The organism is Nocardioides dilutus (assembly GCF_054779555.1).
Genome location: NZ_BAAGYA010000002.1, coordinates 686,156 through 701,160, shown reverse-complemented (window position 1 = coordinate 701,160; position 15,005 = coordinate 686,156). Strand labels below are relative to the sequence as shown.

The 15,005-nt window shown below is 70.7% G+C and carries 17 protein-coding genes; 8 read left to right on the top strand and 9 right to left on the bottom strand.

Annotation, left to right across the window (positions count from 1 at the left end; translation table 11 throughout):
• Positions 1-1,443, top strand: coding sequence for an aldehyde dehydrogenase family protein (locus ACYVC6_RS13040; protein WP_460714704.1), 1,443 nt, complete (start codon positions 1-3; stop codon positions 1,441-1,443).
• Positions 1,440-2,312, top strand: a complete 873-nt coding sequence (locus ACYVC6_RS13035; protein ID WP_460714702.1) for an aldehyde dehydrogenase family protein — start codon at positions 1,440-1,442, stop codon at positions 2,310-2,312. Before ACYVC6_RS13040 ends, ACYVC6_RS13035 begins: the two co-directional genes overlap by 4 nt.
• 6 nt (positions 2,313-2,318) lie before the next feature.
• Here the strand turns inward: ACYVC6_RS13035 and ACYVC6_RS13030 are convergent, their stop codons facing one another.
• Positions 2,319-2,840, bottom strand: a complete 522-nt coding sequence (locus ACYVC6_RS13030; protein WP_460714700.1) for a hypothetical protein — start codon at positions 2,838-2,840, stop codon at positions 2,319-2,321.
• 96 nt (positions 2,841-2,936) lie between these two features.
• On the opposite strand from ACYVC6_RS13030, the gene ACYVC6_RS13025 reads away from it, so the two are divergent.
• Genes ACYVC6_RS13025 through ACYVC6_RS13005 form a run of 5 tightly spaced genes read left to right on the top strand, consistent with a single transcriptional unit; the run spans position 2,937 to position 5,892 of the window.
• On the top strand, positions 2,937-3,515 hold the full coding sequence (locus ACYVC6_RS13025; protein ID WP_460714698.1) for a hypothetical protein: 579 nt from the start codon (positions 2,937-2,939) through the stop codon (positions 3,513-3,515).
• On the top strand, positions 3,512-3,847 hold the full coding sequence (locus ACYVC6_RS13020; protein WP_460714696.1) for a hypothetical protein: 336 nt from the start codon (positions 3,512-3,514) through the stop codon (positions 3,845-3,847). The genes ACYVC6_RS13025 and ACYVC6_RS13020 overlap by 4 nt, the downstream gene beginning before the upstream one ends.
• A gap of 4 nt (positions 3,848-3,851) precedes the next feature.
• Positions 3,852-4,685 carry a hypothetical protein gene (locus ACYVC6_RS13015; protein WP_460714694.1) on the top strand — a complete coding sequence of 278 codons (834 nt, stop codon included), beginning with the start codon at positions 3,852-3,854 and terminating at the stop codon, positions 4,683-4,685.
• A gap of 44 nt (positions 4,686-4,729) precedes the next feature.
• The gene (locus ACYVC6_RS13010; protein WP_460714691.1) at positions 4,730-5,335 is read left to right on the top strand and encodes an ATP-binding protein; all 606 of its coding nucleotides are present in this window, start codon (positions 4,730-4,732) and stop codon (positions 5,333-5,335) included.
• Positions 5,332-5,892, top strand: coding sequence for a cysteine peptidase family C39 domain-containing protein (locus ACYVC6_RS13005; protein ID WP_460714689.1), 561 nt, complete (start codon positions 5,332-5,334; stop codon positions 5,890-5,892). Before ACYVC6_RS13010 ends, ACYVC6_RS13005 begins: the two co-directional genes overlap by 4 nt.
• Here the strand turns inward: ACYVC6_RS13005 and ACYVC6_RS13000 are convergent.
• Complete coding sequence (locus tag ACYVC6_RS13000; protein WP_460714687.1) at positions 5,879-7,033, bottom strand: adenosine deaminase; 1,155 nt, start codon at positions 7,031-7,033, stop codon at positions 5,879-5,881. The genes ACYVC6_RS13005 and ACYVC6_RS13000 overlap by 14 nt on opposite strands.
• Positions 7,034-7,075: 42 nt before the next feature.
• On the opposite strand from ACYVC6_RS13000, the gene ACYVC6_RS12995 reads away from it, so the two are divergent.
• Positions 7,076-7,528 carry a MaoC family dehydratase gene (locus ACYVC6_RS12995; RefSeq protein WP_460714685.1) on the top strand — a complete coding sequence of 151 codons (453 nt, stop codon included), beginning with the start codon at positions 7,076-7,078 and terminating at the stop codon, positions 7,526-7,528.
• Here ACYVC6_RS12995 and ACYVC6_RS12990 read toward each other — a convergent pair.
• Genes ACYVC6_RS12990 through ACYVC6_RS12960 form a run of 7 tightly spaced genes read right to left on the bottom strand, consistent with a single transcriptional unit; the run spans position 7,525 to position 14,850 of the window.
• Positions 7,525-8,085, bottom strand: a complete 561-nt coding sequence (locus ACYVC6_RS12990) for a TerD family protein (protein ID WP_460714682.1) — start codon at positions 8,083-8,085, stop codon at positions 7,525-7,527. The two genes, ACYVC6_RS12995 and ACYVC6_RS12990, sit on opposite strands and share 4 nt — an antisense overlap.
• Positions 8,086-8,100: 15 nt before the next feature.
• On the bottom strand, positions 8,101-9,387 hold the full coding sequence (locus tag ACYVC6_RS12985; protein ID WP_460714680.1) for a thymidine phosphorylase: 1,287 nt from the start codon (positions 9,385-9,387) through the stop codon (positions 8,101-8,103).
• A complete protein-coding gene (locus ACYVC6_RS12980; RefSeq protein ID WP_460714678.1) occupies positions 9,384-10,559 on the bottom strand; it encodes a cytochrome P450 in 1,176 nt (391 codons plus the stop codon). Before ACYVC6_RS12980 ends, ACYVC6_RS12985 begins: the two co-directional genes overlap by 4 nt.
• Positions 10,531-10,944, bottom strand: coding sequence for a cytidine deaminase (locus ACYVC6_RS12975; RefSeq protein ID WP_460714675.1), 414 nt, complete (start codon positions 10,942-10,944; stop codon positions 10,531-10,533). The genes ACYVC6_RS12980 and ACYVC6_RS12975 overlap by 29 nt, the downstream gene beginning before the upstream one ends.
• A gap of 2 nt (positions 10,945-10,946) precedes the next feature.
• Complete coding sequence (locus ACYVC6_RS12970; RefSeq protein ID WP_460714673.1) at positions 10,947-12,209, bottom strand: ABC transporter permease; 1,263 nt, start codon at positions 12,207-12,209, stop codon at positions 10,947-10,949.
• Complete coding sequence (locus ACYVC6_RS12965; protein ID WP_460714671.1) at positions 12,206-13,318, bottom strand: ABC transporter permease; 1,113 nt, start codon at positions 13,316-13,318, stop codon at positions 12,206-12,208. The genes ACYVC6_RS12970 and ACYVC6_RS12965 overlap by 4 nt, the downstream gene beginning before the upstream one ends.
• The gene (locus ACYVC6_RS12960; RefSeq protein WP_460714669.1) at positions 13,315-14,850 is read right to left on the bottom strand and encodes an ABC transporter ATP-binding protein; all 1,536 of its coding nucleotides are present in this window, start codon (positions 14,848-14,850) and stop codon (positions 13,315-13,317) included. The genes ACYVC6_RS12965 and ACYVC6_RS12960 overlap by 4 nt, the downstream gene beginning before the upstream one ends.
• Positions 14,851-15,005: the final 155 nt, after the last annotated feature.

The window sequence follows — 15,005 nt, the reverse complement described above, 5'->3', positions numbered from 1 at the left end:
ATGACCACCACTTCGACCACACCTGGCCCCTTCGAGTACGCCCCGGCCCCCGAGTCACGGGCGATCGTCGACATCAAGCCTTCCTACGGCCTGTTCATCGACGGTGACTTCGTCGACGGCCACGGCCATGCGTTCAAGACCGTCAACCCGGCGTCGGAGGAGGTGCTCGCCGAGATCGCCGAGGCCGACGACGCCGACATCGACGTGGCGGTCAGGGCCGCCCGCCGGGCATTCAAGACCTGGGGCCGGATGCCCGGCGCGGAGCGGGCGAAATACCTCTTCCGGATCGCGCGGATCATCCAGGAACGGTCCCGCGAGATCGCGGTCCTGGAGTCGATCGACAACGGCAAGCCGATCAAGGAGTCCCGCGACGTCGACGTGCCGATCGCGGCGGCGCACTTCTTCTACTACGCAGGCTGGGCCGACAAGCTGGAGTACTCCGGCTACGGCACCACGCCGCTCGGCGTTGCCGGCCAGGTCATCCCGTGGAACTTCCCGCTGCTGATGCTGGCCTGGAAGATCGCCCCGGCGCTCGCCTGCGGCAACACCGTGGTCCTCAAGCCGGCCGAGACCACCCCGCTGACAGCGTTGCTGTTCGCGGAGATCTGCCAGCAGGCCGACCTGCCCCCGGGCGTGGTCAACATCGTCACCGGCGCCGGGGACACCGGCCGCGCGCTGGTGGCGCATCCCGACGTCGACAAGGTGGCGTTCACCGGCTCGACCGACGTCGGCCGGGCGATCGCGAAGGCCGTCGCCGGCACCCGCAAGAAGGTCACCCTCGAGCTGGGCGGCAAGGCAGCCAACATCGTCTTCGCCGACGCGCCGGTCGACCAGGCCGTCGAGGGCATCGTCGACGGCATCTTCTTCAACCAGGGTCACGTGTGCTGCGCCGGCTCTCGGCTCCTGGTCCAGGAGTCGGTGGCCGACGAGGTGCTCGAGCGGCTCAAGCGCCGGATGTCGACGCTGCGGATGGGCGACCCGCTCGACAAGAACACCGACATCGGCGCCATCAACTCCGCCGAGCAGCTGGCCCGGATCCGCGAGCTCTCCGAGGTCGGGGACGCCGAGGGCGCCGAGCGCTGGGCGGTCGCGTGCGACCTGCCGGCCAAGGGCTACTGGTTCCCGCCGACCATCTTCACCGGTGTCAGCCAGGCCCACCGGATCGCCCGCGAGGAGATCTTCGGCCCGGTCCTCTCCGTCCTCACGTTCCGCACCCCGTCCGAGGCGGTCGCCAAGGCCAACAACTCGCCGTTCGGCCTCTCGGCCGGCATCTGGACCGAGAAGGGGTCCCGCATCCTCCAGGTCGCCAGCCAGCTCCGGGCCGGTGTGGTGTGGGCCAACACGTTCAACAAGTTCGACCCGACCAGCCCCTTCGGCGGCTACAAGGAGTCGGGCTACGGCCGCGAGGGCGGCCGCCACGGCCTGGAGGGATACCTCAAGTGAGCGACCGCATCGACGTACGCAAGACCGCCAAGCTCTACATCGGCGGCAAGTTCCCCCGCTCCGAGTCCGGCCACTCCTACGAGGTGACCGACAGCAAGGGCCGGTTCGTGGCCAACGCGTCGCTCGCGTCACGCAAGGACGCCCGGGACGCCGTGGTCGCTGCCCGCAGCGCCTTCCCCGGTTGGTCGGGGCGCACGGCCTACAACCGCGGACAGATCCTCTACCGGGTCGCCGAGATGCTGGAGGACCGGCGCTCCCAGTTCGTCGAGACCGTCCGGCAGGCTGAGGGACTGACAGCCGCCCGGGCTGACAAGGTCGTCGACGCCACCGTCGACCGGCTGGTCTGGTATGCCGGCTGGGCCGACAAGGTCACCCAGGTCGTCGGCAACGCCAACCCGGTCGCCGGGCCGTTCTTCAACCTGTCGACGCCCGAGCCCACCGGAGTGGTCGCGGTGCTGGCGCCCCAGGGCTCGTCGCTGCTCGGGCTGGTCAGTGTCGTGGCACCGACGATCGTCACCGGCAACACGGTGGTCGTCGTGACGTCCTACGAGCGGCCGCTGCCGGCCGTGGCTCTCGGCGAGGTCCTGGCGACCTCCGACCTGCCCGGCGGCGTGGTCAACCTGCTGACCGGCTCCGCGGCGACCGTGGCGCCCTGGCTCGCCTCGCACCTCGACGTCAACGCGATCGACCTGACCGGCGTCGCCGGTGAGCCGGAGCTCGCCACCGAGCTCGAGCGGGCGGCCGCCGACAACCTCAAGCGGGTCCGGCGGGCACCCGACGCGGAGCCGGACTGGACGGCCGATCCCGGCCTCACACCGATGACCGCGTTCCTCGAGACCAAGACGGTCTGGCACCCGATGGGTGTCTGAAGCGCGTCACGAGAACGCCGAGGCCGTCCCCTCAACCAGCTGGACCAGGGCGGCCCGGATGGCATCGACAGGTCTCTGCTCGAGCACGGCGACCCGAATCTGCACCAGTTCGTCGCCCTGCTGCGCGAGCACCTCGTAGAGGCCGATCCCCGCCTCGTTGACCACCACGCACCCGTCCGGGATCGCGGGTGCCTCCAGCCACGAGGTGCTGGCCTGGTAGCCGGTCTTGCCCCTTGCCTCGTCGCACGCCTCGACATAGGTCGTGTCGGACCGCGGCCCTGCGGTGATATTGCCCGCGTCTCCGGCCCATTCGCACCGGCCCAGCCGCTCCTCGGCGCGGGCCGCGTCGTCCCAGCCGAGGGCGGTCAGCACCTCGCCGGAGATGACCGACGCACAGTCCACGGGCCGGTCCCGTGTGGCCGAGACACCTGAGGCCTGTTGGTCAGGGTCGACGATGACGACGGTGGCGACAACGCCTGCCAGGCAGCCGATCGCGGCCGCAACAGCCGCGACCACAGGAGTCCTCATGGACCGGTGTCTGCCCCTTGACCCGGGTCACGAAACCCCAGGAGCCCGCCAGAACTGCGAGGTTTCGTCGACAGGCGGGTCGGGCAGTAACGGGCCATGACCCAGCTCGCCCCGGACGACCAGGTCCGCCTCGAAGGGCTCCGTGCCACTGACACCACAGGCGTCTACGCCAGCGACGAGCCGAGCACCGGCGCCGCGCCCGACGGGTCGGTGCGCGTGACCATCGATCCCTTGTTGCGGGTGGTGGCGGTCCAGGTGCACGTCGCCGATGGGCTGCGCACCGACGCGTCGCTCAACCAGGCCCTGGCCGGCGCCTACCGCAACGCACTGGCGACCCGGGTGACCCCGTCCCCGGATGCTCTTCCCCCGGACGCTCTTCCCGGCGCGCCCCGCCCGGTCGCACGCCGAGTGCGGAGGGTGTCAGCGCGCGCGACACCGGAACGGCTGGAGCGACACCAGGTGCGGCACCAGCCGCGGTCATCGGCGCGTCTGTCCCGCCCGGTCACCGGCCGGTCCGACAACGACTGCGTCACGGTGACCCTGGCTCCGGCCAATCCCCGCGGCGTGGTCACGGCGGATCCCGGCTGGCTGGCCCAGACCACGGCCCCCCGGCTCTCGGGGGCACTCACCGAGGCGTTCCTCGACGCCTACTCACGAAGGAGTGACCCCGCATGACCGACCGCGGATCGTTCCGGGTGCAGAGCGACCAGCTCCGCACCCACGCAGAGTTCTGGACCACGAAGGCGAGCGAGGCGGACTCCGCCGCGGCCACCATCCTGCCGGGTGTGGGGCAGGGCGACGACTTCGGCTTCCTCGCCGGGCTCAACAACGTCGCCGACCACTACAACACGTGGACCAACGACATGCACTCGGCGCTCGGCGACGCAGGCGACACGTTCCGCTACCTGCACGCGGCGTTGGTCTCGACGGCCAACGACTACGACGGCGTCGACAGCACGGCCGCCACGTCGATGGCCCAGCTCGACCCGATGAACAACGTGAGGTGACCGAGTGACCGTCCAGACCTTCGAGGCGCTCCAAGACACAGTCGGAGACACGTTCCAGGACTTCCTCGACGACCTCTACGACGAGCTCGACCGGATCGTCGACATGCTGAACGGCGCGGCCGGGAGCTTCGCCGACTTCGTGTCGTTCATCAACCCGTTCGACAGCAACGTCATCGACCGGGCCATCGACAAGTGGAACGACGAGATCCTGCCCGAGACCGAGCGGGTGATCGGCGAGCTCATCGACAACGTGTGGGACGCCGTGGGCGACCTCGCGGGCCGGCCGCTGAACCTCCTCGACTACTCCAGGGCGTTCAACGAGGTGAAGGCGCAGATCTACACCGAGGGCGACATGGCCCAGAAGCTGACGCTGCTGTCCGGCTACTGGAGCGGCTTCGCCTGGGAGAACTACCGAACCGTCGCAACCACCCAGGACGGCGCGCTCCGCGACTTCTCTCTGGCCATGGACGCCGGCGCGACCCTGACCTCGGGCGTGGCCAACCAGATCCTCAGCCTGTGGCTCGACCTCACCACGGAGTTCCTCAGCTGGGGCGCGGACCTGCTCAGCATCTTCGCCGCGGCCTCCGAGGCCGACGCCATCCTCACCTTCGAGGTGCCGGCCATCTTCACGACGGCCTCGATCGTCTGGCAGAACATCATCGACCTGGGCAACATCCTGACCGCCTACCTGATCGAGCAGGCGACGACGGGCGCCAACAGCTGGCAGCAGCTCGCCAACGGCGCCCGCGGTCTCCCCCAGAACCGCTGGCCGATGGTCGAGGAGGGCAACTCCGACGTCATCAACGACCCCGGAGAGTGGACGCCGCAGTCCGCTTGACCTCCCCTACGCCGCCGAGACGGGTCTGGGCGAGACTATGACCCGTGTCCGCCCGCGTCATCGTGCTCGCCGGCCCGTCCGGGGCCGGGAAGTCGCGGCTCGCCGAACGGTCCGGGCTCCCCGTGCTGCGGCTCGATGACTTCTACAAGAGCGCCGGTGACCCGACGCTGCCGCTGATCACCGAGGGTGCCAACGCCGGCGTCGTGGACTGGGACGACCCGGCATCCTGGCTCCTCGAGGACGCGCTCGCCGCGCTCACGGAGCTCTGCCGGGACAGCCGGGCCGAGGTCCCGATCTACGAGATCGCGCGCGACGGCAGATGGGGCTCCCAGGTCCTCGACCTCGAGGGCTCGCCGCTGTTCGTCGCAGAGGGCATCTTCGCCCACCAGGTCGTGGGGCCCTGCGGCCAGGCGGGGCTGCTGGCCGCGGCCTACTGCGTCAGGCAGCATCCGCTCGTCACCTTCTGGCGCCGGCTGACCCGCGATCTGCGCGAGCACCGCAAGCCGCCCCTGGTCCTGGTGCGCCGCGGGTTCGCCCTCCTGCGCGAGCAGCGGCGCCTGGTCGCAGAGATCGTCGCGCACGGCTGCACACCGGTCAGCCCCGAGGAGGCGGCAGCCGAGATCCGGCGCCAGGCACAAGGGGTGGCGTGACCGACCTGCCCTGGGCCCGGATGCGGCAGCCCGACCAGCGCAGCTGCGGACCCAGTGCCGTGGTGGCAGCGCGCATGCTGCTCGACAGGTCCTACGCCGACGCGGTGCGGGACGCCCAGGACGATCGGTTCGCCAGCGACGTGCTGACCACGCACCGGCGAGCGACCAGCGCCCTCGTCGGGGGACGGCTCCAGGTGCCCTGGCCCCGCGCGCTCGGAACCCCGCCGTGGGCCGTCGCCCGCGAGCTGTCGGCGGTCTCAGGCCCCGGCGCCCCCGCTCGCAGCTACAGGTGGCGCGTCGCGGTGCTCCGACCCGGCTCGGCGTTCGACCGGGCGGCGACCGGCGTCGACGCGGGCCGCCCGGTCGGCCTCTACGTCGGCAACGCCTGGCTGCCCCGGCACGTCGTCCTCGTCGTCGGCCGCGCCGACGACGACGCGCTGTGGGTCTACGACCCGGCCCGCGGGGCCCGGGTCGAGATGACGCGCGCCTCGGTCAAGTCGAGGGCCCTGACGTTCGGCCGCTGGGACCGGCTCTGGTTCGACGTCAGCCCGCGTTGAGCGTGCCGACCGGGCCGCCCGCGGCCTCGGCCGCCAGGGCGGCGTACGCGGGCTTGATCACCTCGCTGATCAGCGCGAGCCGCTCGTCGAAGGGCAGGAACGCGGACTTCATGGCGTTGACCGCGAACCACTCGAGGTCACGCACGCCGTAGCCGAACGCGTCCACCAGCGAGGTGAGCTCCTTGCTCATCGACGTGCCGCTCATCAGCCGGTTGTCGGTGTTGACGGTGACCCGGAAGCGGAGCCGGGTGAGCAGCCCGATCGGGTGGTCGGCGATCGAGTCGGCGGCGCCGGTCTGCACGTTGGAGTGGGGGCACATCTCCAGCGGGATCCGCATGTCCCGGACGTAGGCGGCGAGCCGGCCGAGCTCGACCGAGCCGTCGGCGGCGACCTTGATGTCGTCGATGATCCGGACGCCGTGGCCGAGCCGGTCGGCGCCGCACCACTGGATGGCCTCCCAGATGGACGGCAGCCCGAACCCCTCGCCGGCGTGGATGGTGAAGTGCGCGTTCTCGCGCTGGAGGTATTCGAAGGCGTCCAGGTGTCGGGTGGGCGGGTAGCCCGCCTCGGCGCCGGCGATGTCGAAGCCGGCGACACCCCGGTCGCGCCAGGCGACCGCCAGCTCGGCGATCTCGCGGGAGCGGGCCTGGTGGCGCATCGCCGTGAGCAGCTGCCGCACCTGGATGGGTCGGCCTCCGTCCGCCGGGGCAGCCGCCATCCCCTCCTCGAAGCCGGCCTGCACCGCCGCGACGACCTCGTCCAGGCTCAGCCCACCTGTGACGTGCTGCTCGGGGGCGTAGCGCACCTCGGCGTAGACGACCCCGTCGGCGGCGAGGTCCTCGACGCACTCCCGGGCCACCCGGGCCAGCGCCGGAGCCGTCTGCATCACCGCGACGGTGTGGTCGAAGGTCTCCAGGTAGCGCTCGAGGGACCCGGAGTCCGCGCTCTCGGTGAACCAGGCGCCCAGCGCGTCCGCGGTGCCCGCGGGGAGGGGATGCCCGATCTCGGCGGCCAGCTCGATGATGGTCTGCGGCCGGAGTCCTCCGTCGAGATGGTCGTGCAGCAGCACCTTCGGGGCCCGCCGCACCTGGTCCTCGGTGGCCCGGGGACCGTGGCTAGGCTCAGTGAGGACGGCGCTCATGTCGCCCATCCTGTCAGCCACTCCCCCGACTCGAAGGCACGCATGCGCACGTTCACCACCACAGAGGAGCTCCAGGACGCCGTCGGCGAGGAGCTGGGCACCACCGACTGGATCGAGATCGACCAGGACCGGGTCGACCTGTTCGCCGACGCCACCGACGACCATCAGTGGATCCACGTCGACCAGGAGCGGGCCGCCGCCGGGCCGTTCGGCGCCACGATCGCGCACGGCTACCTGACGCTGTCGCTGATCCCCTGGCTGAGCAGCCAGATCTTCAGCGTCGACACCCCCGGAGCCCGCCTCAACTACGGCCTCAACAAGGTCCGCTTCCCGACGCCGGTCAAGGTCGGCGCCCGGATCCGCGGCCGGGCCTCGATCGTCGCCCTCACCGACGTACCTGCCGGCAAGCAGCTCACCGTCGCCTACACGATCGAGGTCGATGGCGAGGCCAAGCCGGCCTGCGTCGCCGAGACGGTGGTGCTCCTACTCGCCTAACCCAAGTAGGGCCGCAGCTTCGCCAGCCCCTGCGTCGGCACCGTGATCGCGACGCCCTCACCGACCGCGCGCATCACCCACCCGGTCCCCTGGTCGTGGGCGGCGCGCTTCAAGGTGGCCAGCACCAGACCGGTCTGCGGCACGCCACCGGTGATCCGGAAGCGCGCCAGCTCCTGGCCGGACTCGTCGGAGATCCGGCAGTAGGCGCGGTTGACCCACTCCAGGCTGTGCCCGTGGTAGCTGCTGACCAGCAGCACGATCGTGTCCACCGGGCCGTGGACCTTGCCCAGGTCGACCGTGATCTGCTCGTCATCGCCCTCCCCGGCGCCGGTCAGGTTGTCGCCGAGGTGGACGACCGAGCCGTCCCGGGTGGACAGGTTGTTGTAGAACGCGAGGTCGAAGAGCTGGTCGCCCACGAACTGCACCGCGGTGGCGTCCAGGTCGATGTCGGGTGCTCCGGTGCCCATCGCCCCGGCGGTGCGCTCCTTGTCCCAGCCGATGCCGAGCGTGACGCGTGCGGAGGCCAGGGGCAGCTCCTGCCCGGCGACGAGGTCCATGCCGTCAGTCAACCGTCAGCCAACTCGGTCGATCAACAGCGGGGCCGGCTGGAAGGAGGCGCCGTCCTCGATGTCGTAGCCACCCTCCAGCGCCTCAAGGGCCCGCTCGAAGCGTCCCGGCTCGTCGGTCAGCAGCGTCATCAGGGGCTGTCCCTCGGTCACCTGGTCGCCCGGGCGCGCGTGCCACCGCACCCCGGCACCGGCCTGGACGGGGTCCTCCTTGCGCGAGCGACCCGCGCCGAGCCGCCAGGCCGCGACGCCGACCGCCAGCGCGTCCAGCCGGGTGAGCGTGCCCGTGGCCGGGGCGGGGACCACGTGAGACTCCTGCGCGACGGGCAGCGCCGCGTCGGGGTCGCCGTCCTGGGCGCGGATCATCGCCTTCCAGGCGTCCATCGCCGACCCGTCGGCGAGCTTGTCGGCCGGGTCGACGTCACCGCGACCGGCACCGGCCAGCATCTCCCGGGCCAGCGCCAGGGTCAGCTCGACCACGTCGGCGGGTCCGCCGCCGGCGAGCACCTCGACCGACTCCTCGACCTCGATCGCGTTGCCCGCGGTCAGGCCGAGGGGGGTCTGCATGTCGGTGAGCAGGGCGACGGTGTGCACGCCGGCGTCCGTGCCGAGCGCGACCATGGTCTCGGCGAGCTCGCGAGCCTGCGCCAGCTGCTTCATGAACGCCCCGGAGCCGACCTTGACGTCCAGGACCAGCGCCCCGGTGCCCTCGGCGATCTTCTTGCTCATGATCGACGACGCGATCAGCGGGATCGCCTCGACGGTGCCGGTGACGTCGCGCAGGGCATAGAGCTTCTTGTCCGCCGGCGCCAGCCCGTCGCCGGCCGCGCAGACGACGGCGCCGACCGACTCGAGCTGGGCGAACATCTCCTCGTTGGACAGCGCCGCCCGCCAGCCCGGGATCGACTCGAGCTTGTCCAGCGTCCCGCCGGTGTGGCCGAGCCCCCGCCCGGACAGCTGGGGAACCGCCACTCCGCAGGCGGCCACGAGCGGCGCCAGCGGCAGTGTGATCTTGTCGCCCACACCGCCAGTGGAGTGCTTGTCGGCGGTCGGCCGCGACAGGGTGCCGAAGTCCATCCGGTCGCCGGAGGCGATCATGGCCGCGGTCCACCGCGCGATCTCGCGACGGTCCATGCCGTTGAGCAGGATGGCCATCGCCAGCGCCGACATCTGCTCGTCTGCGACCACCCCGCGCGTGTAGGCGTCGACGACCCAGTCGATCTCCGGGTCCGACAGCTCCCCCCGGTCGCGCTTGCGGACGATCACCTCGACCGCGCTGAACGGCTCGCTCACGACGTTCCTCCTCCGACTGGCACCCTATGGAACCCGCGCAACACGAACGTCCCCCGGCTCTCCGGCTCGCCCGCCAGGGCCAAGGACGGGTAGGCCGCGAACAGCGCGCCCACCGACTCCACGAGCTCCATCCGGGCCAGCGGCGCTCCCAGGCAGAAATGCACCCCGACGCCGAACGCCACGTGGTTGTTGGGCTCGCGGTCGACCCGGAACTCGTCGGGCTCGTCGAAGACCGCGGGGTCGCGGTTGGCCGACCCGAGCAGCACGGCGATCTTCTGGCCCTCCTCGAGGGTGACCCCGCCCGCCCCCGTCGACAGAGCCACCGGCTCGGTGGCGGTGCGCTCGAACAGCTGGAGCGCAGAGTCGAAGCGCAGCATCTCCTCGACACAGAGCGCCACGTCCGGGCCGGGGCGCAGCCCACGGCGCAGCATCGCGGTCAGCCCGTTGCCGAAGACGTTGACCGACGCCTCGTGGCCGGCGTTGAGCAGCAGCACCGCCGAGGCGACCATCTCGTCCTCGGACAGCTCGGTGGTTGCAAGGTCGCTCAGCAGGTCGCCCCGCGGGCGGGCGGTGCGCTCCCGGATGAGCTCGCGGATGAGTCCGGCGAACTCGCCGGACGCCGACACCGCGGCGTCGACGACCTCGGGCGAGGGGTCCACCTCATACATCCGCACGATGGCCTGGGACCAGTCCCGGAGCTCGGGGACGTAGGAGACCGGGACGCCGAGGAGCTCGGCGATCACCAGCACCGGCAGCGGCTCGGCGTACTGGCCGATCACGTCGAAGCCGGCCGGGTCCACCTCCGCCAACAGCTCACGCGCGAGCTCACCGACCCGGGGACGCAACCGCTCGACGTGCCCCCGGGCGAACACGCGGGCCACCGGGCGCCGCAGGCGGGTGTGCTCCGGCGGCTCGTTCTCCATCATCTGGTTGCGGTGCAGCAGGTTGAACGGCTCGAGGTAGGCGGCCGGCTCCCGGTCCCGCCACAACCGGCCCAGGCGGCGGTCCCGCTGGACCGCGCTCACCGAGGCATGGTCGAAGGCCAGCCACATGCCCGACCCCTCGTGCCAGGCCACCGGATGGGCGGCGCGCTCCTCGGCGAAGTACGGGTAGGGGTCCGCGACGACGTCGGGCGAGCTCAGGTCAAGCGAGGTCGTCGGGGCCGAAGGCATCCGGCAGCACCTCGTCCATGCGCTTGATCCCCGAGACGGTCCACATCAGCATGCCGGGGCCGCTGTTCTCGCTGAGCAGCTGCCGGCAGCGCCCACACGGCATGATCACCGCGCCCTGCCCGTCCACGCAGACGACGTGGGTCAGCTTGCCGCCCCCGGTCAGGTGCAGCTGGGAGACCATGCCGCACTCCGCGCACAGGGCGACTCCGTAGGCCGCGTTCTCGACGTTGCAGCCCGACACGACCCGCCCGTCGTCGACCAGGCCGGCCACCCCGACGGAGTAGCCGGAGTAGGGCGCGTAGGCGTGCCGCATCGCCGCGACGGCCTCGGCGCGCAGGGACTCCCAGTCGAAGTCGGAGTCGGGAGTGTCAGGGGCGTGGGGCACAGCTAACCCGCACTCCCCTTGCGATATATCTGCCCGTCGGCGGCCGGCATTCGTAGTCGTTGCGAGGCGAAGGCCAGGACGAGCAGCGTGATGACGTAGGGCGTCATCTGACTGAAGTCGTCGGGAACGGTGTCGACCATGAAGTAGACGGCGCCGAGGAGCACCCCGACCGCAGCCATGACGGTCGCGGACACCCGACTGCTGCGCCTGGCCTGCAGATAGGCCGCGGCGACGGCGAGCACGGCACCTGCCAGCAGCAGCGCCTTGACCGAGTCGCCCGGGCGCAGCCCGAGGGTCTGGGTGTAGCCGAACAGGCCGGACCCGGTCAGGAGCCCGCCCGGTCGCCAGTTGCCGAAGATCATCGCCGCGAGGCCGATGTAGCCGCGACCGCCGGTCTGGCCGTCTCGGTAGTTGCTCGAGGCCACCATCGCGAGGATGCCGCCCCCCAGTCCGGCGAGGCCGCCGGAGATCAGGACGGCCACGAACTTGTAGCGCAGCACCTTGACACCGAGGGATTCGGCGGCCGCCGGGGACTCACCGCAGGAGCGGAGCCGCAGCCCGAACGCCGTGCGCCACAGCACCCACCAGGTGAGCACGAGCAGCAGCAGCGCGAGGATCACCAGGAAGGACAGGTTGTTGACCAGCGAGCGCGCGATGGCCGCCAGCTCGGAGATGAAGAACCAGTCGGTCTTCTCCAGGTCGAACAGGGCGTCGCTGAGCGGCCCGATGGTGAGTGTGGGGACGTCGGGGATCTTGGGCGACTGCGTGGTGCCGCCGCCCGGCAGGTCGACGAAGGTCAGCGCGGCGAGGTACTGCACCGCGCCGAGGGCGATGATGTTGATGGCGACACCGCTGATGATGTGGTCGACGCCGAAGACGACCGTGGCCACGGCGTGGATGAGCCCGCCGAGCATGCCCATGAAGATGGCCCCCAGCACGCCGGCCCAGGCACCGTAGTGGTAGCCGAAGTAGCCCGCGCCGTAGGTGCCGAGGATCATCATCCCCTCGAGACCGATGTTGACGACGCCCGCGCGCTCGGACCAGAGCCCACCGAGTCCGGCGAGCATGATCGGCATGGTGGCGATCAGAGTGGCGGACACGGTGCCGGACGACGTCAGGTCGTTGGCGCCGGTGATGACCTCAAGCACCGCCAGGACGAACACCGCCATCAGGGCGGCGTAGACCAGCCAGAACCGGGGGAGGCGCCGCTTCTTGGCGGGACCGGGTGTGGGGGCGACGCCGGTGGCGACTGCGGTGACGCTCATGCCTTGACCTCCGCCCGCTCCTGCTCACGTTCTTCCTCGAGCGCGCGAGCCACCGCCTGCTGCTCCAGCCGGACGCCGTAGCGCCGCACGACCTCGTAGGAGATGACCACGGTCAGCACGATCGTGCCCTGGGTGATCGCCACGATGTCCGGGGAGACCCCGACCAGGATCTGCAGCGGGTTGGACTGCTCGTTGAGGTAGGCGAAGAGCAGGGCGCCGATGGCGATGCCGAACGCGTTGTTGCGGCCGAGCAGGGCGACCGCGATCCCGGCGAAGCCCAGTCCGGACTGGAACGTCGAGCCGTAGGAGAACGACGAGCCGAGCAGGATCGGGAGGCCGACCAGACCCGCCACGGCGCCGGAGAGCATCATCGCCGCGACCATCATCTTGTTGACGCTGACCCCGCTCGCCACCGCCGCGGTGGTGGAGCGCCCGGTCGCCCTGAGGTCGAACCCGAACCTGGTCTTGTTGAGAATGAACCAGAACAGGAACCCGGCGACGACTGCCAGCACCACGAAGCCGTAGATGTCGACGACCGGCGGACCCTCGCTGATGGTGATGTTGGGGATCCGGCTCTCCTCCGGGATCGTCTTGGTGGCGATCACGTTGCTGCCGGTCTCGCGCACCGCCGCCTTGCGCAGCAGGTAGGCCACCAGCCCCGTGGCGATCGCGTTGAGCATGATCGTCGAGATGACCTCGCTGACGCCGCGGGTCGCGCGAAGCACACCGGCGATGCCGGCCCACAGGGCACCCACGGCCATCGCACAGACCACGGCGAGCGCGGTGTTGAGGTAGCCCGGTAGCCACGCTTCCCCGGCCACGACCGCCGCGACGAACGCGGCGATGCGGTATTGCCCGTCGACCCCGATGTTGAACAGGTTCATCCGGAAGCCGACGGCGGCCGCCAGCCCGGAGAGGTAGAGCACGGTGGCGTTGTCGATGATGTTGCCGAGGTTGCGCGTCTCGGGGACGGACAGCAGCTGCCCCCAGACCTCGCCCACCGGGTCACCGGCCACAGCTAGCACCGCGCTGGTGATCAGGAACGCCATCAGCAGAGCGAGGATCGGCGCGCTGAGCGCCAGCACCAGCTTGGTCACGCGAGGGGTCACTGGCCTGCTCCCGTCATCGCCGAGCCGAGCTGCTCCGGTGTCACGTCGTTGGGGTCGAAAGTGCCGACGAGCCGGCCGCGCAGGATGACCTCGATCCGGTCCGAGAGCCCGATCAACTCATCGAGGTCGGCGGAGATGAGCAGCACCGCGAGCCCGTTGCGACGGGCATCCTTGATGTGGCCCCAGATGGCGGCCTGGGCGCCGACGTCGACGCCTCGGGTCGGGTGGGAGGCGATGAGCACGACAGGGTCGCTGCTCATCTCCCGGCCCACGATGAGCTTCTGCTGGTTGCCGCCGGACAGCGCGCGGGCCAGCACGTCGGGGCCGGGGGTGCGGACGTCGTAGGCGGCGATGATCCGCTCGGTGTCCGCACGGGCGGCGCGCTTGTCGATGAGCGGGCCCCGAGCGCAGGGCGGGCGCCCCTGGTGGCCCAGCACCCGGTTCTCCCACAGCGGCGCGTCGAGCAGCAGGCCGTGACGCTGCCGGTCGGCCGGGATGTAGCCGATGCCCGACTCGCGGCGCTCCCCCGTCGACTCATGCGCGAGGTCCTTGCCGTCCATGAGGACCACGCCGGTGGCATGCCGCATCCCCATGATCGACTCGACGAGCTCCTCCTGCCCGTTGCCCTCGACGCCGGCGATGCCGAGCACCTCGCCCTTGTGGATGTCGAAGGAGATGTCCTCGAGCAGCGGGCGGCCGTCCGCGCCGGCGAGCGTGAGGTTCTTGACCGAGAGCAGGACGACGTCGGTGACCGTGGACGTCTCGGTGCTGGGCGAGGGCAGCTCTGAGCCCACCATGAGCTCGGCGAGCTGGCGCGCAGTGACCTCCTTGGGGGTCACGGTCTTGACGGTGGTGCCTCGGCGGATGACGGTGATCTCGTCTGCGACCGAGAGCACCTCGTCGAGCTTGTGGCTGATGAAGATGACCGAGAGGCCCTCCTTCTTCAGCTCACGCAGGTTGTCGAAGAGCTCGTCGACCTCGTGCGGGACGAGCACGGCGGTGGGCTCGTCGAGGATGACGATGCGGGCACCGCGGTAGAGCACCTTGAGGATCTCGACGCGCTGCCGGGCTCCGACGCCGAGCTCCTCGACCATCCGGTCGGGCTCGATGTCGAGGCCGTAGGCGTCGGAGATCCGGGCGATCTCCTCGCGGGCGACGTTGCCGATGCCGTGCAGCCTCTCGGCGCCGAGCACGACGTTCTCGAGGACGGTCAGGTTGTCGGCGAGCATGAAGTGCTGGAAGACCATGCCGACACCGGCCGCGATCGCGTCGGCGGGCGACTTGAGGTGGACCTGCTTGTCGTTGATCTCGATCGTGCCGGAGTCGGGTGGCTGCACGCCGTAGAGGATCTTCATCAGCGTGGACTTGCCGGCGCCGTTCTCACCGACGATGGCGTGGATCGTGCCGCGACGGACGTCGATGTTGACGTCGTCGTTGGCGATCACGCCGGGGAAGCGCTTGCCGATCCCACGCAGGCGCACGGTCACGGGAGCGTCGGTCGCGGTGACACCCTCGGCTGTCGGTGCAGACACAGGCAGGTCCTCCCCTGGACGCGTCGGACGACGGACGGTTCCGCCGGACACTACCCAAAGCGTGCGGCGCCGGGAATGACCCCGGGAGACGGCTCCGGGTCCGCAGCCCCGCCGAAGCAGAACTGCGGACCCGGATGATTCAGCTGATCAGCCGG

Bases quoted from the DNA above. Each gene is read 5' to 3' on its own strand.
- ACYVC6_RS13040 (WP_460714704.1), top strand. From the start codon at position 1: ATGACCACCACTTCGACCACACCTGGCCCCTTCGAGTACGCCCCGGCC.
- ACYVC6_RS13030 (WP_460714700.1), bottom strand. From the start codon at position 2,840: ATGAGGACTCCTGTGGTCGCGGCTGTTGCGGCCGCGATCGGCTGCCTG.
- ACYVC6_RS13025 (WP_460714698.1), top strand. From the start codon at position 2,937: ATGACCCAGCTCGCCCCGGACGACCAGGTCCGCCTCGAAGGGCTCCGT.
- ACYVC6_RS13020 (WP_460714696.1), top strand. From the start codon at position 3,512: ATGACCGACCGCGGATCGTTCCGGGTGCAGAGCGACCAGCTCCGCACC.
- ACYVC6_RS13000 (WP_460714687.1), bottom strand. From the start codon at position 7,033: ATGAGCGCCGTCCTCACTGAGCCTAGCCACGGTCCCCGGGCCACCGAG.
- ACYVC6_RS12995 (WP_460714685.1), top strand. From the start codon at position 7,076: ATGCGCACGTTCACCACCACAGAGGAGCTCCAGGACGCCGTCGGCGAG.
- ACYVC6_RS12990 (WP_460714682.1), bottom strand. From the start codon at position 8,085: ATGGACCTCGTCGCCGGGCAGGAGCTGCCCCTGGCCTCCGCACGCGTC.
- ACYVC6_RS12980 (WP_460714678.1), bottom strand. From the start codon at position 10,559: ATGCCTTCGGCCCCGACGACCTCGCTTGACCTGAGCTCGCCCGACGTC.
- ACYVC6_RS12970 (WP_460714673.1), bottom strand. From the start codon at position 12,209: ATGAGCGTCACCGCAGTCGCCACCGGCGTCGCCCCCACACCCGGTCCC.